Source organism: Alkalinema pantanalense CENA528, from assembly GCF_050753345.1.
GTDB lineage: Bacteria > Cyanobacteriota > Cyanobacteriia > Leptolyngbyales > Leptolyngbyaceae > Alkalinema > Alkalinema pantanalense.
The window spans coordinates 1-19,507 of the sequence record NZ_JBLZFX010000084.1; the positions used below are offsets into that span (position 1 = coordinate 1).

General features: G+C 50.8%; 29 protein-coding genes. 17 read left to right on the forward strand and 12 right to left on the reverse strand.

Annotation, left to right across the window (positions count from 1 at the left end; genetic code table 11):
• The first annotated feature begins 125 nt into the window (after positions 1-125).
• A complete protein-coding gene (locus ACN4EG_RS21020) occupies positions 126-311 on the forward strand; it encodes a hypothetical protein (protein ID WP_431632152.1) in 186 nt (61 codons plus the stop codon).
• A gap of 316 nt (positions 312-627) precedes the next feature.
• Here ACN4EG_RS21020 and ACN4EG_RS21025 read toward each other — a convergent pair whose 3' ends face one another.
• Positions 628-1,080, reverse strand: coding sequence for a hypothetical protein (locus ACN4EG_RS21025; protein ID WP_431632153.1), 453 nt, complete (start codon positions 1,078-1,080; stop codon positions 628-630).
• 104 nt (positions 1,081-1,184) lie between these two features.
• Here ACN4EG_RS21025 and ACN4EG_RS21030 point away from each other — a divergent pair, with 104 nt between their 5' ends.
• Positions 1,185-1,457: a hypothetical protein gene (locus ACN4EG_RS21030; protein ID WP_431632154.1), complete on the forward strand. Its 273-nt coding sequence runs from the start codon at positions 1,185-1,187 to the stop codon at positions 1,455-1,457.
• A 185-nt stretch (positions 1,458-1,642) separates the two neighbouring features.
• Positions 1,643-2,134 (forward strand): HlyD family secretion protein, encoded by a 492-nt coding sequence (locus ACN4EG_RS21035; RefSeq protein ID WP_431632155.1) that lies wholly within the window; start codon positions 1,643-1,645, stop codon positions 2,132-2,134.
• Here the strand turns inward: ACN4EG_RS21035 and ACN4EG_RS21040 are convergent.
• Complete coding sequence (locus tag ACN4EG_RS21040) at positions 2,108-2,275, reverse strand: hypothetical protein (protein ID WP_431632156.1); 168 nt, start codon at positions 2,273-2,275, stop codon at positions 2,108-2,110. The two genes, ACN4EG_RS21035 and ACN4EG_RS21040, sit on opposite strands and share 27 nt — an antisense overlap.
• 242 nt (positions 2,276-2,517) lie before the next feature.
• On the opposite strand from ACN4EG_RS21040, the gene ACN4EG_RS21045 reads away from it, so the two are divergent.
• The 3 genes from ACN4EG_RS21045 (at position 2,518) to ACN4EG_RS21055 (ending at position 4,431) form a co-directional block, all read left to right on the forward strand.
• Positions 2,518-2,829 carry a hypothetical protein gene (locus tag ACN4EG_RS21045; protein ID WP_431632157.1) on the forward strand — a complete coding sequence of 104 codons (312 nt, stop codon included), beginning with the start codon at positions 2,518-2,520 and terminating at the stop codon, positions 2,827-2,829.
• A 222-nt stretch (positions 2,830-3,051) separates the two neighbouring features.
• Positions 3,052-3,954, forward strand: coding sequence for a MarR family transcriptional regulator (locus tag ACN4EG_RS21050; RefSeq protein WP_431632158.1), 903 nt, complete (start codon positions 3,052-3,054; stop codon positions 3,952-3,954).
• Positions 3,955-3,957: 3 nt separating this feature from the next.
• Positions 3,958-4,431: a hypothetical protein gene (locus tag ACN4EG_RS21055; protein ID WP_431632159.1), complete on the forward strand. Its 474-nt coding sequence runs from the start codon at positions 3,958-3,960 to the stop codon at positions 4,429-4,431.
• On the opposite strand, the gene ACN4EG_RS21060 is transcribed toward ACN4EG_RS21055, so the two are convergent.
• Positions 4,408-5,235, reverse strand: a complete 828-nt coding sequence (locus tag ACN4EG_RS21060) for a pentapeptide repeat-containing protein (RefSeq protein ID WP_431632160.1) — start codon at positions 5,233-5,235, stop codon at positions 4,408-4,410. The two genes, ACN4EG_RS21055 and ACN4EG_RS21060, sit on opposite strands and share 24 nt — an antisense overlap.
• Positions 5,219-5,620: a hypothetical protein gene (locus tag ACN4EG_RS21065; protein ID WP_431632161.1), complete on the reverse strand. Its 402-nt coding sequence runs from the start codon at positions 5,618-5,620 to the stop codon at positions 5,219-5,221. Before ACN4EG_RS21065 ends, ACN4EG_RS21060 begins: the two co-directional genes overlap by 17 nt.
• A gap of 257 nt (positions 5,621-5,877) precedes the next feature.
• On the opposite strand from ACN4EG_RS21065, the gene ACN4EG_RS21070 reads away from it, so the two are divergent.
• The 6 genes from ACN4EG_RS21070 (at position 5,878) to ACN4EG_RS21095 (ending at position 10,970) form a co-directional block, all read left to right on the forward strand.
• Entirely contained in the window at positions 5,878-6,603 is a 726-nt protein-coding gene (locus ACN4EG_RS21070) for a hypothetical protein (RefSeq protein WP_431632162.1), read from the forward strand.
• Positions 6,573-7,406 (forward strand): hypothetical protein, encoded by an 834-nt coding sequence (locus ACN4EG_RS21075; RefSeq protein ID WP_431632163.1) that lies wholly within the window; start codon positions 6,573-6,575, stop codon positions 7,404-7,406. Before ACN4EG_RS21070 ends, ACN4EG_RS21075 begins: the two co-directional genes overlap by 31 nt.
• A 459-nt stretch (positions 7,407-7,865) precedes the next feature.
• Positions 7,866-8,135 (forward strand): hypothetical protein, encoded by a 270-nt coding sequence (locus tag ACN4EG_RS21080; RefSeq protein WP_431632164.1) that lies wholly within the window; start codon positions 7,866-7,868, stop codon positions 8,133-8,135.
• A gap of 15 nt (positions 8,136-8,150) precedes the next feature.
• Positions 8,151-9,185, forward strand: a complete 1,035-nt coding sequence (locus ACN4EG_RS21085) for a metal-dependent hydrolase (RefSeq protein WP_431632165.1) — start codon at positions 8,151-8,153, stop codon at positions 9,183-9,185.
• Positions 9,182-10,186, forward strand: a complete 1,005-nt coding sequence (locus ACN4EG_RS21090; protein ID WP_431632166.1) for an HlyD family secretion protein — start codon at positions 9,182-9,184, stop codon at positions 10,184-10,186. Before ACN4EG_RS21085 ends, ACN4EG_RS21090 begins: the two co-directional genes overlap by 4 nt.
• Positions 10,086-10,970 carry a hypothetical protein gene (locus ACN4EG_RS21095; protein WP_431632167.1) on the forward strand — a complete coding sequence of 295 codons (885 nt, stop codon included), beginning with the start codon at positions 10,086-10,088 and terminating at the stop codon, positions 10,968-10,970. Before ACN4EG_RS21090 ends, ACN4EG_RS21095 begins: the two co-directional genes overlap by 101 nt.
• 33 nt (positions 10,971-11,003) lie before the next feature.
• Here the strand turns inward: ACN4EG_RS21095 and ACN4EG_RS21100 are convergent, their stop codons facing one another.
• The 6 genes from ACN4EG_RS21100 to ACN4EG_RS21125 all read right to left on the reverse strand — a co-directional run bounded on the left by ACN4EG_RS21100 (position 11,004) and on the right by ACN4EG_RS21125 (position 15,082).
• A complete protein-coding gene (locus ACN4EG_RS21100; protein WP_431632168.1) occupies positions 11,004-11,666 on the reverse strand; it encodes a CpaB family protein in 663 nt (220 codons plus the stop codon).
• Positions 11,629-12,483, reverse strand: coding sequence for a hypothetical protein (locus tag ACN4EG_RS21105; RefSeq protein WP_431632169.1), 855 nt, complete (start codon positions 12,481-12,483; stop codon positions 11,629-11,631). Before ACN4EG_RS21105 ends, ACN4EG_RS21100 begins: the two co-directional genes overlap by 38 nt.
• A 162-nt stretch (positions 12,484-12,645) precedes the next feature.
• The gene (locus ACN4EG_RS21110; RefSeq protein WP_431632170.1) at positions 12,646-13,041 is read right to left on the reverse strand and encodes a hypothetical protein; all 396 of its coding nucleotides are present in this window, start codon (positions 13,039-13,041) and stop codon (positions 12,646-12,648) included.
• 171 nt (positions 13,042-13,212) lie between these two features.
• The gene (locus ACN4EG_RS21115; RefSeq protein WP_431632171.1) at positions 13,213-13,548 is read right to left on the reverse strand and encodes a hypothetical protein; all 336 of its coding nucleotides are present in this window, start codon (positions 13,546-13,548) and stop codon (positions 13,213-13,215) included.
• Positions 13,466-14,392, reverse strand: a complete 927-nt coding sequence (locus ACN4EG_RS21120) for a glycosyltransferase family 2 protein (RefSeq protein ID WP_431632172.1) — start codon at positions 14,390-14,392, stop codon at positions 13,466-13,468. Before ACN4EG_RS21120 ends, ACN4EG_RS21115 begins: the two co-directional genes overlap by 83 nt.
• Positions 14,393-14,449: 57 nt before the next feature.
• Positions 14,450-15,082 (reverse strand): hypothetical protein, encoded by a 633-nt coding sequence (locus tag ACN4EG_RS21125; RefSeq protein WP_431632173.1) that lies wholly within the window; start codon positions 15,080-15,082, stop codon positions 14,450-14,452.
• An 83-nt stretch (positions 15,083-15,165) separates the two neighbouring features.
• On the opposite strand from ACN4EG_RS21125, the gene ACN4EG_RS21130 reads away from it, so the two are divergent.
• The gene (locus ACN4EG_RS21130; RefSeq protein WP_431632174.1) at positions 15,166-15,726 is read left to right on the forward strand and encodes a thermonuclease family protein; all 561 of its coding nucleotides are present in this window, start codon (positions 15,166-15,168) and stop codon (positions 15,724-15,726) included.
• Here ACN4EG_RS21130 and ACN4EG_RS21135 read toward each other — a convergent pair.
• Positions 15,723-15,941, reverse strand: coding sequence for a hypothetical protein (locus tag ACN4EG_RS21135; RefSeq protein ID WP_431632175.1), 219 nt, complete (start codon positions 15,939-15,941; stop codon positions 15,723-15,725). The genes ACN4EG_RS21130 and ACN4EG_RS21135 overlap by 4 nt on opposite strands.
• A gap of 260 nt (positions 15,942-16,201) precedes the next feature.
• On the opposite strand from ACN4EG_RS21135, the gene ACN4EG_RS21140 reads away from it, so the two are divergent.
• The 4 genes from ACN4EG_RS21140 (at position 16,202) to ACN4EG_RS21155 (ending at position 19,016) form a co-directional block, all read left to right on the forward strand.
• Positions 16,202-16,729, forward strand: coding sequence for a tyrosine-type recombinase/integrase (locus tag ACN4EG_RS21140; RefSeq protein ID WP_431632176.1), 528 nt, complete (start codon positions 16,202-16,204; stop codon positions 16,727-16,729).
• 62 nt (positions 16,730-16,791) lie between these two features.
• Entirely contained in the window at positions 16,792-17,148 is a 357-nt protein-coding gene (locus tag ACN4EG_RS21145) for a hypothetical protein (protein WP_431632177.1), read from the forward strand.
• 24 nt (positions 17,149-17,172) lie between these two features.
• On the forward strand, positions 17,173-17,661 hold the full coding sequence (locus tag ACN4EG_RS21150) for a hypothetical protein (RefSeq protein ID WP_431632178.1): 489 nt from the start codon (positions 17,173-17,175) through the stop codon (positions 17,659-17,661).
• Positions 17,662-17,843: 182 nt separating this feature from the next.
• Positions 17,844-19,016 carry an RNA-guided endonuclease InsQ/TnpB family protein gene (locus tag ACN4EG_RS21155; protein ID WP_431632179.1) on the forward strand — a complete coding sequence of 391 codons (1,173 nt, stop codon included), beginning with the start codon at positions 17,844-17,846 and terminating at the stop codon, positions 19,014-19,016.
• Between the two features lie 186 nt (positions 19,017-19,202).
• On the opposite strand, the gene ACN4EG_RS21160 is transcribed toward ACN4EG_RS21155, so the two are convergent.
• On the reverse strand, positions 19,203-19,478 hold the full coding sequence (locus ACN4EG_RS21160) for a hypothetical protein (RefSeq protein ID WP_431632180.1): 276 nt from the start codon (positions 19,476-19,478) through the stop codon (positions 19,203-19,205).
• Positions 19,479-19,507 lie beyond the last annotated feature (29 nt).

Genomic DNA, 19,507 nt, shown 5'->3' on the forward strand with positions numbered 1-19,507 from the left:
TGGAATGCCAACACCAACGCGAGAACCCCTATGAAGGGTTACAGTGGAGAAACAAAGGGAAACCTTTGAATCAACTTTTTCGGCTCCTTAGATGTGTCTTTAGACGTGTCTGAGGAGCTTTTGCTTTGGCTGCTGGAAACCTGCTGGTTAACGCTGGTGATGCTTTAAGGTTTTGCGGTCGATCGCCGATCGGTCGATCAGTCGATCGTGGCCCTGGTCTTCCAGTGGGAAGTTTCGTCATCCTGCCGCTAGCCGCTGGGGCTACTGTGGTTTCCGTCCGGCCCCGCAAGCTCCGCCCGACTCCAACTTGATTTGTTAAGCGCCGCCTCCCGTTGGTCTGCCGCGCGTGTTCGCTCCGCGCCAAGGAAAAGCCTAGCTCGCTGCGCAAAGCCCTTCGGAATGGGCGCTAATTGTTGGTCGCTGCTCGCTGCGCTGCGCCGCTCCGATCTGCTGTGGCTGCCCCTTTTTATGCTTGCGGCTATTGGCTATTCTTGGGCGCTGCGCTCACCGGGGGACGAACGCTCAATCGCCGCTAGGCTCGGAGAGGAGAGAGGGTAGCCGGTGGTTGGTGGGCTGGTGGAGGCCGCGCCGCAGGCGCGGGAGGGGGGCGGCTTCGCCGCCCGACCCTTACCACAAAGTCATCTGCTCTACCTGGAGCCAATCTGGGAGGGGCATCGGCTCCAGCGGTTGCACATCCACCGGAACTCCACGCCGCACCGCATAGGCTACCGTCCCCCATGTGCCTGCACCCTGCCAGCGATCGCAGCTCTGGGGGCGCAGCTCCACCGGGCAAGGCCGAACGGGAAACGCAATCAATGCAACGGCTTGGCCGCGCACCGTATCCACCATTTCCCGCGATCTCTTTGCCAAGGCCCAGCGCTGCGGCCCGATCGCTCGATGAACTACCAGGCCAGCGGCGAGGCTTGCAGCGGCTTCCCTCACGCACCGATCGACGCCGCTACAGTCGCCAACGTGCCAGATTAATCGCCCGTAAGAATCAGGTATTTTTAGCAGCTTTTTATCGAGTCTTTCTGTTTGGTCTAAAGTTAGCGATCGAGAGCCAGAAAAAGCTAATAGCAAGATTTATTCACCTCTGAACCAACTAATAAAATTGTACCAAAAGTCAGGTCAAAAAACCTGAAAATCAGGTATAATAAACATAGTTGATTCAAAGGATTTTTCCGATGACTAAGACCGAAACAACCTCTATTTATCTCGTGTTTGGTCAACGTGACCAGCTTGCGGCTTGCTCCCATGACTTTAGTGAAACTGCTGGATTAGTCAGCCGTGATGAGCGACTCAATAGCGTCTCTCTAACGTTCGAGGTTTGCCATATTCCCGCGATCGAGGCACTTCTAAATCACCTGTACGCACTGCGGGGGGATTTCAACAAAGACATTGCCAAAGCAGAAGCCATTGCCGCAGAGCAAAAGGACTATGAGCATCTAGCCGCCTAAGGCCACCAGGGGAGGACTGCGCACCCTCTCCTAACCACCGCTAGCTAGCTCACCGCTCCGGCAGGACATAAGACGCGAAGGGCACCTAGAGTTAAACACTCTACCCGCCAGTGCAATGGGATAAGCACAAAGTAGGCGCAGCCCCCACCGGAGCACCCCCTAGAACATCACTTCAGGACAAACCAATGTGTCTACGCTGCAAAGGCAAGGGCTATATCGAAGTTTCTGAGCATCAAGCCTGGTTAATCGGGGATGATTGCCCACCCTGCCCAGTCTGTCAGGAACTTGACTCTGATCATGACGATGACCAACACGGAGAAACCCCAATGAACTTAAAAGACTATCCATCCGCGATCGCTAAAGCTGCGAAAACCCTGCAACGTTTAGAGGGGCAAGTCTGGGAACACAAAAACGAGCTGACCGCTTGGGACTGGCAAATCGAGAACACGATCGCTTCAGATGTCGAACTGAAGAACGAACAACAGCGCAAGGCGAAACGCCTAGAGTTGCAGATGGGTGAAAGCTACCAGCAAGCCCGCGAGAAACTACACAAGGCAGAAGCCAAACTAGAAGCGGCTCAGATTCACTTGACGATGTTGCGCGATACCTTCCGAATTGAAATCCTAGAGACTCGTGAACGGATCGCCAGACTAGAAGCCGATCGAATGATTGCCTAGAAGATAGTGGGCGGCGTTGCCGCCCGCCGCCGCAGGCGGCACCCCCAACCCATCGCGCAATGACCCGACGACCCAGCCCACCCAAACAGCAGGCCACCAAAAGGCACCCAAGGCCAACCCAGCGACCCCAGCAGCACCCACCCACAGGAAACCCTTACCCCTTCTTTTCTCTCTTTGCCTTCTCCTCACCCAAAGACAGTGAGAGAGCGCCCCAAGGCGGCGACGTATCCCGGCTGTAGCGAAGCGCTGGGATAAACTAGCCCATTGGCGCGAACGAGCGGCGCAACAGCATGACCGAGGTAATACGAAAGTTTTCAATTTTTTACATCTTATTGTTCTAAAGATCAGGCAAAATAGACAGCAACCTTTAACCCGTTTGCCTTATGCCTATAGAAGCTCTCATTCGCTCAAATGATAGCCCTGCCGACATTACAACCAGGATTCTAGAGACGATCAAGGAACGCGCGATCGAGAAATGGGGCAGTAAGCGGTGGTCGCTGGAGTTAACCCGTGCCTACTGTGAACTGTGCAAAGAGAATGGGGATGATGCAGCCTCCGTGAATAATAGGCGGCGGAGCATTAACCGTGTGTTTGAGTCCCATGGATGTAATCTAGAAACCGCGATCGCGCTGGCTGCCTGTGTTGACTGTCGGTTTCAGTTAGTCCGTACCCATGTGGAGGTCTTGCCTATTTAAGAAAATGTCTAAATTTTAAGAAAATCCCGCCGTTTTTTAGAGAATTTCTTGGATTTTAGGCGTTATCAAGGTATTTGTTGACAGTTTACACGATCATGCATCTTACCTAGGTACACGGCTATGTTGTCCAAAGCATCCAATTCTCATAAAAAAACAGCTCTGCAAGGGAGCAGAGCCGGTGATTCTTGCGAATCACAAAAAACAAATTCTTTGGACTTGATTATGACACATTCCCCCACAAGTGCCCAGCCCTCTCAAGGACTTCACTATCGCCTGACCTCAGAAGAATGGCTGGCTGTTAGCAATGATCTGCGTTTTGCTGAGATTAAAGTTTTGTATTACCTCCGAACCCTGGATCCCTTTGGCGATCGTCACCTTGATCTACGGGTGATCGATATTGCCGATGCCCTTGGGATGTCGAAAGGGACGGTTTCCAAAGCTCTACAGGTTTTGTCAGACAAAGAATACATCGATCTAGAGTTGGTAACCGTTCGAGTCAGGCTGAACTCTTCCAAAAAGTTTCCTGTGGGAAACCAAGTTTCCTGTGGGAAACCTGAAAATCCTACAGGAAACCAAATAATCCCACAGGAAACTTCCGAGTCCTGTAGGAAACTTCCGAGTCCTGTAGGAAACTTTGAGGAGCTAGAAACCTTACCAGAAGCAAATTCTGAAACCCCTCATACTATTCATACTCTTCAACCTTCTTCAATCTCTTTCTCTCCCGACCACCCACCCCAGAGGGAGAGGGAAGAAAATTTGATTAATCAAGACGGAGAACCCACAGAGGAGTTCTACGAGTGGTTGAAGAACCGAGCCTATGAGCTACCGAAACGACCAGCATTAGTAGATGCTTGGATCCAAAAACAAGCAACGAAGAGGACTAACCAAAAAGCATTTCTCAAGTACAAAAAATCTCTCGATCGGATCAATATTCCGCCCGCGCCCGCTGCGTCGATCGAACCGTTGTCGCCGATTTCTCCTGAGGAGCAGCGACAAAACTCCCTGGCACGGTTGCAGGCAAAGTGGAGGAATCCTGCGTGGCGGAGTGCGGCGATTGCAGAAGCGATGGAATGGGGCTTTGTGGTGACGGACGACGGAATTACTGAGGCATTGGCTGAGGTGTAACCCATGCTTCAAGGCTATCAAGGCTCTCTTTTTACTGAAGTAGAGCCATATTTCCTATCGAATCACTCGATCGAGGCTGCACCGCTGACCTTTCCTTTCCCGTCTTTGGTCATCCCCGATCGGGCACCCAAGCCAGACCCACAACCAGAATGTGACCCCCTAGAACATGATGCGGCTGATGTGGCCGAGGCAACCCACGACACGATCTCCCAGTTGGAGCAGAGGCGCACTCAACTGCTGGCCTTGGGCGTGGCTCCGGCTGGCTGTTGGCTGGAGAAGGCAAAGTGTCATAAGCGCAAGGCTTACCAGGTGTTCTATCGGGCAGAACAGCCCATCTTTGCGGGGCGAAAACGGTTGTATGTGGGGATGGAGGGGAGTCTTGCTGTGCGGGATGCAGAAGCCGCGATCGCTCGGCGCAATGAACTCAAGCACGTCGATCGGTTGCTTAAACGGTTAGCGGGGGATGAGCGATCGTGACCTCCCTCGATCTCCTGGGGAATCTTCGAAAATGGCTCCTCTTTGTTCTAGGTCTGCTCGATCGTCTGGTGAAATGCCAATGACATCTATGAGCCTTGCCTGAGTTACCACGGCTTCTCTCAGGTCTGCCCCGCTCAGGTTTGCCCTGCTCAGGTTTGCCCCACTCAAGTCTGCCTCAATGAGGAATGCCCCGCTTAGGTTTGCCCTGCTCAGGTCTGCCCTGCTCAGGTCTGCCCTGCTCAGGTTTGCCCCGCTTAGGTTTGCCCTGCTCAGGTCTGCCCTGCTCAGGTTTGCCCTGCTCAGGTTTGCCCCGCTCAGGTTTACCCTGCTCAGGTTTGCCCCACTCAAGTCTGCCCTGCTCAGGTTTGCCCCGCTTAGGTTTGCCCTGCTCAGGTCTGCCCTGCTCAGGTTTGCCCTGCTCAGGTCTGCCCCACTCAAGTCTGCCTCAATGAGGAATGCCCCGCTTAGGTCTGCCCTGCGCAGGTATGCCTCGGTCAGGTTTGCCCCGCTGAAATCGATGGTAGTGCTATCTAATTCTTGAGATTTCCAATGATTCCATTCACTTGGACTGTTTTTCAGCAACGTCAGTAATGCTGGTTTTTCTAGCTGATGGAGTTGTTCACACCTTATAACTGTCACGATCGCCAAAACAAAGGTGAATCCAATAATCTCACTAGAGGGATTACCCCTTGTGATAATGAGCATGACAACGAACTCCAGGAACACTAAGGCTGTTTGCTGAAGCAGGGAAATTGCAGAAGCTTTAGCGATTGGGTAGAGCGGTAGCTTAGGGCTTAGAGACATTTTTGTTGCCTCCCTGCTTGAATAATCTTGAACAGTCCTGAACAAAGCGTGTGAGAATTCGTCCGGCCAGGATAGCCCAAAGACAAAAATCTGAAATGACGATAATGAAACAGGCGTAGCGATTAGGGCCAAACGGATCTTCCTGAAGGCAAACCTGAAAACTAGAAAACTCTTTCCCAATGATGACTTTTCCGATAAAGCTCGGGATCTGTACCAAGCAAGCAAGCCCGATCGCATCCTGCACGGATAAATAGAAGGTTCGCCAAAGATCCCCCATCAGTTTTTCACCAAGCACATCTATTGGTTCGAGAACTGAACTCACGACCTTCTCGGTTTTGATTGCAAGAGAGTTCGGTGGTCTAGAAGGTGGTGGGACTTGAGCCACGCTTAACTCCTGTAGCGATAATGTTTGCGCTTGGTCTTGACTTGGTTTGATTTTAACTGATGCTACTTCTGCTCTCTATCCATTGCTGCGTGTATGAAGTTGCTTCTTAGTAAGCAGGTGATCTCCAATCTCAAAAATGTCTTCCCATTATTTACCCCCTAGAACATCAGAAATCATTCTACTCTCTCTCCCATTCCCACCTCTACAAATCACCCGAAACATATCGATAATTCAGCCTGTTAATCAACTAGAATCCCTTGCTCGACCCACCCTCTCTGTCGGGCGAGTCGGGTCGCTTCATCGAATCTTCTCACCCGAATCGGGCGAAATCCCGGAATCGATTTTTTATTCTCAAGTCCCATAATATGGGCATCGTGAAAAAAAATCGTTTCGCCATGGCTGACCCGAATCTGCTGACCCTCGACCCGATTCGACCCGAAACCCTCCAGGCTGAACTCGGGATTAAAAAAGACGCTTACTACGCCTATCTCAAGCATCTAAAAATCAAACCCGCTAAGGATTCAAGTAATAAAACCTACCTCTCAGAAGCGGAGGCAGAACAAGTTAGAGCGCTGCGCCAGCACTGTCTAAATGGGGGAAAAATTGAGGACTTTTCTGTTAGGAATGACCAGGAGCCAAATCAGCAGATCGTAGACGCCGGTGGTGAGCTGGTGACGACGGAACCCACGGCAATGACGGCGGAGGCAGAACCGCCCCAGGCCAACCAAGCTCACATTCCCGCTGATATTCCCTTGGAACAACTGATTCGGGAGGCGGCAAGGCTACGGGCACAGGAACTCATGCTGCCTGCCCAAATGGTGCGGGCGATCGCGGCACAGATGACCTATGAGGACTTGCCAGACGATATCCGCGCGGAGGTGGATGCAGTGCGCCAGGAGGCTACCAGCCCAAAGCTGAATGTCGCAGCAGCAGCCACCGATCTACTCAACCAGTGGCGCAGCCGCAGCAGTCCAGCGGCCTAATCCAGTCCCCCCTCGGTCAGCAGATTGTGGAGGCGATCTCCTTTGGGGAGGCGTTGCTGTTGGTCGGGGAGCTGGGGTCTGGAATTGAACAATGGCCGGAAGCGATCGCGGCTCACTTTGGTTCAACGTTGCGAGTGGCGATCGCGGTCTATAAGGGCAGTGTTAAACTCTGGCTGCAAACGGTGGCGAAGGCTTGGGACATTCCCATTGATGATGGCGATGATGAGAAACCCCGTTCCCTAGGCGTTGATCAGTTGTGGGGTGAGATTGGGCTGAATGTGAGCGATCGCCATTTGCTGATTGTGCCAGAGGCGCAGCGACTCCCGGCTTCGGTGCGGTATCGGCTGTTGGATGTTCTAGGGGGTGGCTGTCGAATAGTGGCACTGGCTCCGATGAATCCGGGGCGGGATTTCTATTTGGAGTTGTTAGAGATTGAGTTGCCGTTGCCCAGTGAGGCGGAGGTGCGGGCGGCGATGCAGGCGGAGGCGCAGCGGTTGGGGTTGGCCTTGGAGCGATCGCAGTTTGCGGCGTTGGAACCGATCGCGGGTCGCAATCCGAAGTTAGCAAGACGAGCCATCCAGCGGCGACGGTTGGGGCTGGAGCAGCAGCAGGAACATCGGCAGTATGTGGTGATTATGCCGATCTTGATTGCGCTGTTGTTTAGCTTTGCGGTGGTGCGGTTCGTCGGGCTGGGGACGAATAACCGTGGGCTTTACATCACGGGTGGGATTTGTCTGGTGGTGGCGATGGCGTTGAAGCAGTTGGGGCAGGTGAAGGGCGCAAGAAAGCGATTGGGCCAGTGATACGCCCTTCCTGCAATAACGCCAACCCTGGTTTAGTTCGACGATGCCTGTGTCTCTCAAGGTAATTGTAAATCAGTAAATCTATTGAAGTATCTTCGCAAAGTTATGCGTGATTCCTCCGTTTGAGTGATTTCCACGTTGGCGTAATCTTGAAGTGTAGTTTCCCCCTTAATAGGGAGGTAAGATTTAAATGACTCCGCTAACCTAGGAATGAAAAGTAAACAATCTACAGAGATACATTGAAATCATACTAAAGGAAGATTTTGGATGATTTAGTGTTCGGTTGATTCGAGTAATATCAATGTTGCTAACAACGCTTAAAGTTTTCTTTTAGTTGCTAAATGCAATGTTGATTTTATTGTGGCGTTTTTACTTTCCAAATGCTTAAAAAGCTTTGCTCACAGTGTTTTGCGGCAGTGGAGCAAAGCTTGACTCCCTTATGTTAGGAGCATATTCATTATGACCTCATTTGCTCGAACACTGCAAGACGAGTTGTTACATCGTAGTAGAAAATTTTCTAAACTCTACTACTACTCCTTGTTAGCCAACACGATGTTGGTGACGCTTTCCTGTATTCTTCTCATCTTGGGAAAGGGGCAAGAGACAGTATTTTCTGCAATGGTTGGTTTTGGTTCTACGGCTGTAATTCGTCTCGCGGGTAAAGAGGCGAATCAATCCCTCATCATGCTGATTCAGTTGGTGGGGCATAGTAGCAGTAGTTCCGATTGAGTCTCAGTGCTACCTATGATGTCCATCACCCACGCCACGATCGCCGCCGCAGGAGCCACCCTAATCCTCGGAACCGCCGATCCCTTGGTCTTGGGTTTAGCTGTCCTGGGTAGCCAACTCCCCGACCTCGACACCACCACCAGCACGATCGGACAAATCTGCTTCCCGATCGCCAGTTGGATTGAAAACCGCTATCCCCACCGCACCATCACCCATTGCCTGTTAGCCACCGCAGCCCTCACCGCTGCTAGCCTGTCGATCGGCTACGTTCTAGGGGGCAAGTGGACAGAAGCGATCGCCCTTCCCTTGGGGCATCTACTCGCCTGCTTTTCCGATACGTTCACCAAGCAAGGGGTGATGCTGTTTTACCCTTATCCCGCCTGGGCAATCAGCGTCAGTAACCCCCGACGACGACTGCGGACCGGGGGCGCTGCGGAACTGTGGGTCTTAGCCATTGCCGCGATCGCGTTAGCCGTGGGGATTTATCTCGCCACCGGCGGCGGTATTACCGCGCAAGTTAACCAAACCCTCGGCCTCAAGGATGGCATGGTGGAGCTATACAACCAAACCGCCGCCAGTCGCCAGGTCTATGCGGATGTGTTGGGTGTGTGGCAGAGCGATCGCACCCGTGCCGATGGGCGTTATGTGGTGCTAGCCAATGAAGGCAATGATTTCTACCTCTGGCAGAACGGCGGCATCTACCGCACGGGACAGCAACTCATCACGGAACGGCTGACCCTGACCCCTGGAACCCCTGCTACGACCCGCACCCTAGCCCTGACCCTTGATGATGAAGATCTCGTGTCTCGCTTGGGGATGCTACTGGCGGAATATCCTAATGCCTTGGTTTTGTTATCGGGACAGATCACGATCGATAGTCCAGAACTGTTAACAGCGTTAACAACTGACCCGCGACAGTTTCCGACCATAGAACGCAACGCCAAGGCGATCAAACTGACCTATCATCCCCTAGAACTTTCGATCGCACAATTAAAAGACCAGTACGCAACGGGCACAATAACGGTGAAGGTCATGAGTCCGAAACCGTGAGAGTTGGGTTATTCCTCAGAATAATGATTGCTGCGGGGCTTACGGTAGGCTGTTCCCGCAAAACTCAAATCGATTCCACCAGCGCGATCGCGGCTACACCCACCCCGACGCCGACGGTATCCAGTGCGTTCACGGTGCCCAGCGGTAGCAAAACCCTGACGGTGACCGTTCGGTTGTCCTCTACCGATGAACTGAAGGTGAGAGAAGGCGATTGGGTGACGGTCGGGCAAGTCCTCGCCGATCGGGTACGCGATCGTGTGCGGCTGGAAGCTCAACACCAACAGCTCAAACTGCAAATGGCGAAAGTTTCCCAGGAGTTGATTCCGCCGCCGCCGCCCAGACCCACCCCAGAACTGCCCGACTTGCCCTCGCCGACGTTTCTGGAGCAAATCGCTGACATTGAGGCGGCTGAACTGAAGGCCAAGGAAGCCCAATCCAAACTCGATCGGCAACGGCGCAAGCTGGACTTAGTGCAGTTCTTGCCGCCCAATGAGGTGCCCTATCAAACGATCCCCCACGAAACCGAGCAACTGAAGCAACGCCAGCGGGAACTTGATCAAGCCCTGGCCGCTGTGGATTTGACCCGCGCGAAACTCTCTGCCGCCCAGAGTAGCCGCCGCTATCAGGAATATGAGCATGGTCTACGCATTGCCAACCAACAGACCCAGCTCCGGCAGCAGGAACTCGAACGGGCAAGGCAAGCCCAAGAGTTTGACCAACGCAAACGCAACCAAGACTTTCAGATTGCCCAACTGCAAGCCCAGCTCCAGACGCTAGAAACCCAGCTCGAAGACGTGAAACAGGTGAGGAGTCCCTACAGTGGCAAAGTGCGGAAAATCAAGTTTACGGGGCAGAACGATCGGAATCTTAGCGCTGATATTGTGCTGTCCATCAGTGGCAATGTTGGGCCTGTCGCTGGGAATGCAAACCGCGATCGCGCAGGAGGAGACGGAGACAGAAGCGGAGGAGACTTCAGCTCCACCGGACCAAACGGACGCTAACCCGCTCAATCCTGCGGGGGATAGTCTGGATAAGCTGATTCAGACCCGGTTTAACGAAGATCTTTGGAAGGCCATGCTGGGGGATTTGCCCTGCTTGGAAATCTCGGATGGATGTGTGGCGCAGTTGCAAGCACGGGCGATCGAGAACTCGCGGGAACTGAAGGCCATTGATGAACGGATTGAGGTGATTAGCCAAAAGATTGCTGAGGCCAAGAAGAACAATGAAGCCACGGTGAGACTCGGGGTGTTTGAGCCTTTGGTCCAAAGTTGGTTGAAGTTGGAAGACGTGCCGAACTCAGGAACCCCTCCAAGGAAACGGGGTTTGCTCGATCGGGTGTTGGGGGTCTTTAGTCAGCCGTTGGGCAGCATCAATGAGATTCTGTCGCTGGTGGGTGTGCCGTTGTTTCGTAATGCTTCAGGGGGCGATCCAGCGGTGCAACAGCGCAGTATCGCGATCGCGGATCTTCAGGTGAAGTTAGCGGAGATTGAGAACAAACGCGGCGACCTGGCGGCGAAGATTCGGGAAACGGTGGTGTTACAGGTTTTGGAGTTTGACCAGTTGCGGCGCGAGTTTCAGATTAGTCAGGAGATTAGCAAGCGGGAAGTGACGCGGATGAAGCTGATCGGCCTGTCCTATCAACTGGGGGAAGGGGATACGAATAGCTATCTGGGGCAACTCTCGGCGCTCGATCGGCAGAAGGCGGAGAGTTTCCGGCAGTGGGCGAAGCTCAGGACGCAGTTAGCACGGGTGAAGCTATTGGTTCTAGGGGCTGGGGAGGAGTAGGTACTGTCAGATAGAGATCGAAGATGTTATGAACTACATCTGTCGGGAGATTAGTAACTTGCCTTCAGCGTAATTTGCGAGAAACTCTGGTAGCCTTTGTTGAGGAATGGCTAGGAGTACAACCGAATCGGTGGCAATCTTGTTATCTGTTCCTATTTTCACGTCAAGTACCACGATATTTTTGAAGCTAAGGGCCTTGGGATTTTGCTCTCCCTTGCTTACTGGAGCAACTAGAAAGATATCAACAATCTCCCCCGCCCTAAGGCTGTTGCCCAATGTCAATGCTGGCGTTGCTGGGATAGCAATAGTGGCAGTATCAGTAATGAGTTTGGCATCGATTTTCTGACTCAATTGTGCTTTCTCGAATGGTTTCCCCTGGGAGATCTGGGTGAGTGTGTAGCGGTCTAGAATATCCATGGACTCTTTGAAAGTTGTTTGGCTAATATCTCTCTTGCGATAAGTTTTTTCTTGGAGATCGCTCTTAAGGATCTGGTGATAGGGATGGAGGTCAACTGCTGCAACCGAAATCTGAATTTGTTCTCTAGATTCGCGCCCAGCCAGACATAATGCAAAAAAAATTCCAATTAATAGTATTGATAGTACTAGGCGCTGACTAAGAGCACTAAATGAGAAAAATGAAACCAGTTCGTTTTTTGTTTTAATCCCGATTATTTTCATCATCTTCATTGTTTTCATTTGTGTATATCAGGCTTCCTACCTTGTTTCTATACAAGAAAGCACATATCATTTGCCATTTTGCTCGTTCATCTTCTTTTCCTGGTTTCATGGGTAAAGGAAGACGCATTTTCTTGAAAACCTCGTTTCGATATAGGTCGAATGCAGCCTTAATCTGTTGGGAACAACAAATAGCACTATCTAGGGCTCCTTGATAGGCTAGCCATGAAACTAAAAATCCCCCCCAGAAACAAGCTAAAAAAAGCTGCCAAGAGCCACCTACGACTATTAGGTAAATGCCACTAATACACGCAAAGAATCCACTGAGAATCGAAAGAGAGAGGAGAAATTCGAGTGCTCCTCTAGCCTCAGCAATAGACTGAATAAATCTTTCTGGCAGTAGATAGTAAAGCCGTGGCCATATTAAAACGGCATCAATCTTATATCGCCTATATGGATATAGTTCCGAGTTCTTTAAAATATTACCTAAACGAGTAGGCATGACGTCAGCTTTATCGAGTGGAAGAGGATAGTTAATATAGATTTCCTCATAGCATTCATCGTCAGGATTCTTCTGCAATCTAGCATCAAGAAAATCCAGATGTTTTCTATAATAATTACTGCCAAAATTATTTAAATACTTGCCTAGTGGAAAATTCCAATATCCCTCGTAAAATCTAAGAATTTTCATTGATTGACTTTCTAGAATATGGGAAAAGTAAGTAATCCAGGCAAGAAATCCAACAATTTGTAATAGCTGTGATGTGGGATATTGCTTTTCCCATGCCTGTATAAAAAACAGAAGATTTTGTGATCCTGAGCCTAACAGGAAAACCATGATTAGGAGTGTCCAGAAAATGAGGCTAGGAAAAAATGAATTGAGGAGAAACCGACGATTGAATATGCTCGTAACTTCCTTGAGGGCGGTGCCAAACATATCATCTCCTTAATTTTTAATCTTGCTCCGACTTTGCACAGCCGACTTCCTGGTGTGCTTTACCTATTCATCGTAAGCAGAGCCACCTTCTGTCCCTGTTTTATGGCTTCCTCCTAGAGCCCCATCGCTACTTGCATAATCTCCACCTATGTAACCTATGGAGGGCGCATCCAACACTTCTGTAAGCGGGTTGTAGTATTCACTAAGTGATTGTAATAGCAGGGTGGCGTGCTCTACAGGAACATGATTATGTAGAAGGAATTGCAACAATTGCTCAGCTTTCTCTTCATAATCATGAGATTCTAGCTCTTCATATTCACGAGCTTCTAGAATTAGTTTCAATAACTCTTCGGTACCAACATCAGTATCTAGAAGTGGTAGCAATAGCTGTGTAGCGCTCTCAGCAGGAATATGAGTGTCTAGAAGTAATAATAATAACTTTGCAAGTTGGTTTTGCATAATATCAGTAAACCATTTGTATTTTGATTGTGTCCTAAGTCTACAAAGACGAGATGAGGAAGTTGTGAGATTGCTTGTTATTTGGTTTTGTCTTGACCTTTGACTTCAATGCGATTCGGACAGATGAACGCTTCCAAGACATCATCAAGGCATAGTGTCTTGACGGCAAAGTTAGATGGGCAAGAATAGAACTCCCTTGATACATAAGGGTTTGGGTTTAACGGGCAGGGGTAAATTAAGCTGGCCTCCTGGCACGATCGCCGCCTGTGCCACCGTCGCAAACCCACAAAGGTTCGTCTTGCCCTGGACTTTGCCGGATCCCATGTAGGGAAATTGCTTGCCCAATACCGTCACGGTGCCGTTGACTTGGTAAGTAATCTCTAGCGACTCCCCAACCTTGCCAAACAGATAAATATTGCCATTGCTATCTTTGTACGGCGGCAGCGGGGCGGCCAGGACGGGTAGCGGTAGCGCGAAACCAACGAGGGCAGCGGCGAAGAATCTCATGGTAAAGCCTCACAATAACGGTGAACCAACGAAGGCCATGGAGTAGCCCGATAAACCGCAGCTTCCGCAGTAGGCCAGGGCAGCGGGTATCTTGCCAAACGGCGCGATAATTCTCGATCGGCATCAACCCCGCGATCGCTCCAATTTCTTGCCAGCAGAAGGGCTGGTGTCGTGCTTGCAGTGCCAACTTCTTAAAGAGTGCCGAGGCCGTTGAACGGGCTGGATGACGCACGATCGCGGTGGGTGCAAATCCGATTTTGTAGCCTAGGTGGGTCGCCCGTTGTCCCCAGTCCTTATCCCCCAAGCTCAGGACATTGGCGAAGGTTCCCACTCGTGCAAAGGCTGCGCGGGGAATCGCAAGGTTAGCGGTTGCCCCATAGCCAAGGGAGACATACTGTTCCTGTTGGAGATGCACGATCGAATCCGCTAACTCGATCAGGGTGGGTGTTTCCGCCTGATAGAAAAACTGAATGTGCCCTGCGATGAAGTCATAGGTGCCCGATCGCTGGCTCGATCTCATGGCCTTGACAATTTCAGCCAACCAAATCACCACGGGCTGACAATCGCTATCGGTAAAGACCAACAGATCACCACGGGCAACACTCGCCCCAAGATTTCGGGCTGCATAGCTTCCTGACCAGGGCTGCTCGTAGTAGCGACAAAAGCCATACTGGGCGCAGATTCCCGCCAGCTCTGAACTTCCGCCATCATTCACCACAATGACCTCGTAGTGGGGATAGGTCTGGGCTGCTATCCAATAGAGACACCAATGGAGCGGATGCCCTGCGGTTGAGCGGCCATGAACCGGGATGATAATGCTGATGAAGGGAGAATCGGTAAGCATAAAAAAAGGGGGGAATTGCACCCCCTAGAACATTGCGTTCAACTTATTGAGATGACACTATGACCCAGAACTGACGATCGGCTTGTAGGTGATGTTATCCCGGCAAAGCCAAGCGGGGGCAGTGGGAATCGAAGAGAACGAGACGGGACCAGAGCCTAGGTCAAAGGTTTGGCTAGCGGTGAAGGGCTTGGTGGTGGAGTTGGAGAGTTTGCCGAAGCCGCAGGCATTGGTTTTCACGACTTTGTTAACGGCGGCGAGGTAGTCTGCTTTCACACTGCTGGAAGGCGTCAGACCCACAAGAACCACGGCACCATCGGGCGTAATAAAGTTACTGCTGCGGGATTCTTCAAGCTGGCCGGTGGCAAGGCACTTGGGCAGGAGTGCCGAGGGTAAGGATGCTTTATTGATGGTGGAGCCGTTGACGGTGAAGCTATCTGGAACAGCAGCAGTGGAGCTATTGCGCCAGATAGCCACTCCGCAGGCGTTGACGCTCAGGCTCTTGGTTTTGGGCGCGTCAGTGATGGCGATCGTGACTTCGCCGTTATTGGCTCCCCCCACATAGATATTGCCCTTATCATCCTTGTGGTTGGTGAATCCTGTGGGTTGGGCATTCACTTGGACTGCACTAGCCAGGGGGCCGATCGCGACTCCGATCGCGCTGAGGATTAAGGCGGATTTTCTAAGATTCATGGATTTTCCTAAAAATGGGAATGCTATTTCTAGATTGAGAAGGAATAGCATTCCTTACACTGTTGTTAACACCGTTAACTTGAATGTCAAAGATAAAGTTTCTACAAGTGGTTCCTGTCGTGGCGATCGTGGGGCTGTTGGCGGCTGGCTGGCTCAATCGGCAAGCGGCGATCGACCTGGTGGGAACGGCGCAAAAAGCAGATAAACAAGAGGCGATGAATAGCCAATACGATCGGGTGACTCGTGTGGTGGATGGAGACACGATCGAACTTGCCAAGCTGGGAAAAGTCCGGCTCTGTGGGATTGATGCTCCAGAGAAGTCCCAGCCTTTAGGCAATGAATCGAAGGCGGCGCTGGCTCAGATGGTGGAGGGCAAGGAAGTTGCGGTGATGGTTGTAGACAAGGATCGCTATGGCCGATCGGTGGCGGAGGTGTTTGTCCCCACGGGGCAAGATGCCGAAGTGCATGTGAATGGTGAGCTGGTACAGATGGGCATGGCCTATTACTATCAGCAGTATGCGGATAAGTGCCCAAATCAAGCGCTGTTAGCCGGTGCGGAAGCCCAGGCCAAGACCCGGAAGGCTGGAGTCTGGAGCCGCAAAGATGCGGTGAAACCCTGGGAATACCGCAAGGCTGTGAGCTAGTTGGCGACTAGCTTGAGGACTTTTTGCAGTTTGCGCTCAACGTCGGATAGTCTTTGTTCCATGCCTTTGACTTTTTCTGGTGGGTTAATTTGAAGGTACTGGCAAACGGCGGCGGCGACGAGTTGCGACTCGTTGATTCCGGCTTCCTGACAGTGTTCAGCGACTTTACGTTTAATATCCGGGGGAACTCGTCCTGCGATAAGTGCCTGAGCCATGATCCGTAAACTAGATTAATCGTGATAACGGTGTTTTTGTATTGTTCCCAGCATTGTTGCAGGTGTGATACTTCGTTAATTGAGTTATCTCGGTTAACGCAATCGGGGGGCAGAATTGGGGATTTTAAAGATTCTCAATTGAGGGGGGTCGATTCTCAATAGAGTCTCATTTTTGTCTGGATTTTTTGAGGGAAATGGCGGAACCCTTGACTTTCCAGTAAACTGAAGTTCGTAAAATAAGAAAAAGACGAACTCTGACCATGCCCAAGGTCGATCGCAACGGACAGGCTTCAATCTGGGAAAATGAGGCGCAATTTCTCGCGGTCTTGGCAGAAATGCCCCCGGCTCCGGCAGCGGTGATGATGGTGTGTTACTACACTTGCTGTCGTGTGGGGGAAGCGGTACAGCTCCGGCGCGAAGATATTGTCAATGGCGCGATCGTCTTCCGCAAGGACACGACCAAGACTAAGCAGTCTCGATCGGTGCCTCTCAATCGGAAGTTATTGCCTGTCCTGGAACAGTTACCCACTCAGGGCTATCTGTTTCCCGGTCGGAAGGGACATTTGACGACAAGGGCAGTGGATAAGGCGTTGCGTATTGCCTGCGATCGGTTGGGGTTAGCGGGGTTCAGTACCCATAGCAATCGGCGGACGGCGGCGACGCGGTTGAGCCAGTCGCAACCGTTGAAGGTGGTACAGGAGATTGGTGGATGGTCGCAGCTTGGGGCGTTGCAGCGTTATTTAGAGGTGAGTGAGGAACAGAAGCGGGGCGCGATCGACCTGCTGTAATTGTTTTCTCTAGCTACACTTTAGTAATAAGTGTTTAGTGACAACTGTCACGGTAAGCTGCAATGAAGACAATTAAGCTCAAAATCTCCCCGACTCCCGAACAAGTTGCAACGATCGGGCAATATCTAGAAGAGTTAACGTGGCTCTGGAATCAAGTTCTAGCCAACACGCTACATAATCACTGTCTTGACTGGTATAGCTGGGCTGAGAAACTCAATGTCAAGGCTCAGAAGGCTAAAGCGGACTTAGATAATCTCAAGCCCCAAGATAAAGAGCTTGTTTTGGGCTACTACTATGCGCATGGTAGAGAGCGACCCCGCTTGACCACTGAAAAAGCTAAAAAAATGGTTGCTAAGTTTGAAATTTTGGAGAGCTGGGAGCCGTTCGATTTTGATGGGATTGTTCGGTGTCCCTTGTAGATCGGGCAGAGTCCTTACTTTGGGGTGGCTTGCCGCATTGCGATCGGGGGAAGCTATTGGAAAAAAGATGAATCCTCTTCCATTCCTTATCGGACGAAGAAGGGGGAATTAAAACATAAGCCTGGTTCCAAACTGGTACAGGGTGACAAGCCCTATACACCCATTGAAATTAAGCCCCATGAATATCGTATGGCTCAATCTGGAAAGTTTGCTGGACTAGCTTTAGAGACTCCTTTGCACTGGGATAACATGACCATTTTGAATAGTCTCAGGCAAGATCAGATCAAAAAACAGTATGGTGAGGAGTCTTTGCAGTACCTAGAGGAAAAACAGAAGTTAGAGGAGATTGAGGCTACAATTTGGCAAGATAGCCGCCGCCGAAAGCATGAAACAAGCGTTTCTGTTGGGATTGATCCGGGGGTGGTATCGGTCATTGCAACTGATCATGGTGCGTTATTCCGTCCCAATTTGTCTCGGGATGAGAACGGATGTCGAAGGTCGCAGTTAGGCTGAAACCCTTTTAGGGATTGAAACATCTATATATTATCGAAGAGTCGGCGTAAAATCTCTGGCTTCAGACACGGGGATATAAGCCGAGCGACTGACCAACGGGAAGAAGCAAACTAGATCTTGTTCACCAATCAAGCTAATCTTATGCTACAACTCAAAGCATAAACATTAGACAGGTCGAACTAATGCTGATTCTTGAATTTAAGGTAAAAGGCAAGCCTGACCAGTATTCTGGTATTGACGATGCAATTCGGACAACTCAGTTCATTCGGAATAAATCAATCCGCTATTGGATGGATAACCCGAAGGCAAGCAAGTATGACTTGAATAAGCAATGTGCAGTACTGGCAAAAGAGTTTGACTTTGCCAATGCTTTGAATTCTCAAGCCCGTCAGTCTGCGGCTGAACGAGCTTGGTCGGCTATCAGTCGGTTCTATGAAAATTGCAAGAAGAAAGCTCAGGGCAAGAAAGGTTATCCCAAATTCCAGAAAGACTGTCGCTCGGTTGAGTACAAGAAAACTGGATGGAAGCTCAGTGACGACCGCAAATACATCACTTTTACTGACAAGAAAGGGATTGGGCGGTTAAAGCTGATGGGTAGCCGTGACCTGAATTTCTACCAGCCTGACCAGATTAAACGAGTGCGTTTAGTCCGTCGAGCGGATGGGTATTACGCTCAATTTGCAATGAGTATAGACCGACAAGAATCGGTTCAACCATCAGGTAACGCCATCGGGTTAGATGTGGGGCTGAAAGAGTTCTACACCGACTCGAATGGTGTTGCTGTCAACAATCCCCGCTTTCTACGCAACGGTGAGAAACGCTTAAAACGGGCGCATCGCATCGTTTCACGGCGGCAGAAGGGAGGGAACAATCGGCGCAAGGCAATTAACCAACTAGGGAAACGCCACCTCAAAATAAGTCGGCAACGTAAAGACCATGCCATTAAGTTGGCACGGTGCGTCATCACATCTAACGATGTAGTCGCCTACGAAGATTTGAGCGTGAAGAATCTAGTTAAAAACCATTGCCTTGCCAAGTCGATTAACGATGCAAGTTGGTATCAGTTTCGAGTGTGGCTGGAATATTTCGGCAAGGTGTTTGGCAAAATCACCATTGCTGTACCGCCACACTATACGAGCCAGAATTGCAGTGCTTGTGGCCAGGTCGTTAAAAAATCGCTTTCAGTTCGTACTCATGTTTGTGAGTGTGGCTGTGAGCTTGACCGTGACCACAATGCAGCAATCAACATCTTGCAACGGGGTTTGAGTACCGTGGGGCACACGGGAATTAACGCTTTGGGAGATTTGACCTCTACTTTGGCTGAATCCGTTCTGCCTGAGCAAGTCGAATCGTAGATCAAAGAATCCCCTGGCTTCTAGCCACAGGGAGTGTCAATAAGGAGTTTTGATCCGCCCTCTATCGTCGCAGTTAGGCTGAAACCCTTTTAGGGATTGAAACCGGCTCCATTTCGCAGGCTGCGCGGGCTTCGTACAGTCGCAGTTAGGCTGAAACCCTTTTAGGGATTGAAACTCTTACTTCCCCTACCCTGGCAGATTCGGCACCGATAGCCCATTCCGCTGAATCACACCCTCTAAAATCTCAATCCGCTCTCGCATTTCACCGGGAGCCTGTGTCCGACAATCTGAAAATCCCACACTATCGAGGTCAAGGAAAAACGCGATCGACATCTCCAGAACAGCCTCGATCGGGCATTCATTTTCCGCAGCATACTGAACCAGAGCCTCTCGAATGTGGCTAGGAAGTGTGTCGATAAAGGATCGGGCGGCAACGGATGAAAGACCTTCGGTGAGCTGCATGGGCGTTAATCCTCACTCTGTCGGATACG

Coding starts and splice junctions, on each gene's coding strand:
- ACN4EG_RS21030 (WP_431632154.1), top strand. CDS start 1,185: ATGACTAAGACCGAAACAACCTCTATTTATCTCGTGTTTGGTCAACGT.
- ACN4EG_RS21035 (WP_431632155.1), top strand. CDS start 1,643: ATGTGTCTACGCTGCAAAGGCAAGGGCTATATCGAAGTTTCTGAGCAT.
- ACN4EG_RS21045 (WP_431632157.1), top strand. CDS start 2,518: ATGCCTATAGAAGCTCTCATTCGCTCAAATGATAGCCCTGCCGACATT.
- ACN4EG_RS21050 (WP_431632158.1), top strand. CDS start 3,052: ATGACACATTCCCCCACAAGTGCCCAGCCCTCTCAAGGACTTCACTAT.
- ACN4EG_RS21055 (WP_431632159.1), top strand. CDS start 3,958: ATGCTTCAAGGCTATCAAGGCTCTCTTTTTACTGAAGTAGAGCCATAT.
- ACN4EG_RS21060 (WP_431632160.1), bottom strand. CDS start 5,235: ATGTCTCTAAGCCCTAAGCTACCGCTCTACCCAATCGCTAAAGCTTCT.
- ACN4EG_RS21080 (WP_431632164.1), top strand. CDS start 7,866: ATGACCTCATTTGCTCGAACACTGCAAGACGAGTTGTTACATCGTAGT.
- ACN4EG_RS21085 (WP_431632165.1), top strand. CDS start 8,151: ATGATGTCCATCACCCACGCCACGATCGCCGCCGCAGGAGCCACCCTA.
- ACN4EG_RS21095 (WP_431632167.1), top strand. CDS start 10,086: ATGTTGGGCCTGTCGCTGGGAATGCAAACCGCGATCGCGCAGGAGGAG.
- ACN4EG_RS21100 (WP_431632168.1), bottom strand. CDS start 11,666: ATGAAAACAATGAAGATGATGAAAATAATCGGGATTAAAACAAAAAAC.
- ACN4EG_RS21105 (WP_431632169.1), bottom strand. CDS start 12,483: ATGGTTTTCCTGTTAGGCTCAGGATCACAAAATCTTCTGTTTTTTATA.
- ACN4EG_RS21110 (WP_431632170.1), bottom strand. CDS start 13,041: ATGCAAAACCAACTTGCAAAGTTATTATTATTACTTCTAGACACTCAT.
- ACN4EG_RS21115 (WP_431632171.1), bottom strand. CDS start 13,548: ATGAGATTCTTCGCCGCTGCCCTCGTTGGTTTCGCGCTACCGCTACCC.
- ACN4EG_RS21120 (WP_431632172.1), bottom strand. CDS start 14,392: ATGCTTACCGATTCTCCCTTCATCAGCATTATCATCCCGGTTCATGGC.
- ACN4EG_RS21125 (WP_431632173.1), bottom strand. CDS start 15,082: ATGAATCTTAGAAAATCCGCCTTAATCCTCAGCGCGATCGGAGTCGCG.
- ACN4EG_RS21130 (WP_431632174.1), top strand. CDS start 15,166: ATGTCAAAGATAAAGTTTCTACAAGTGGTTCCTGTCGTGGCGATCGTG.
- ACN4EG_RS21135 (WP_431632175.1), bottom strand. CDS start 15,941: ATGGCTCAGGCACTTATCGCAGGACGAGTTCCCCCGGATATTAAACGT.
- ACN4EG_RS21140 (WP_431632176.1), top strand. CDS start 16,202: ATGCCCAAGGTCGATCGCAACGGACAGGCTTCAATCTGGGAAAATGAG.
- ACN4EG_RS21145 (WP_431632177.1), top strand. CDS start 16,792: ATGAAGACAATTAAGCTCAAAATCTCCCCGACTCCCGAACAAGTTGCA.
- ACN4EG_RS21155 (WP_431632179.1), top strand. CDS start 17,844: ATGCTGATTCTTGAATTTAAGGTAAAAGGCAAGCCTGACCAGTATTCT.
- ACN4EG_RS21160 (WP_431632180.1), bottom strand. CDS start 19,478: ATGCAGCTCACCGAAGGTCTTTCATCCGTTGCCGCCCGATCCTTTATC.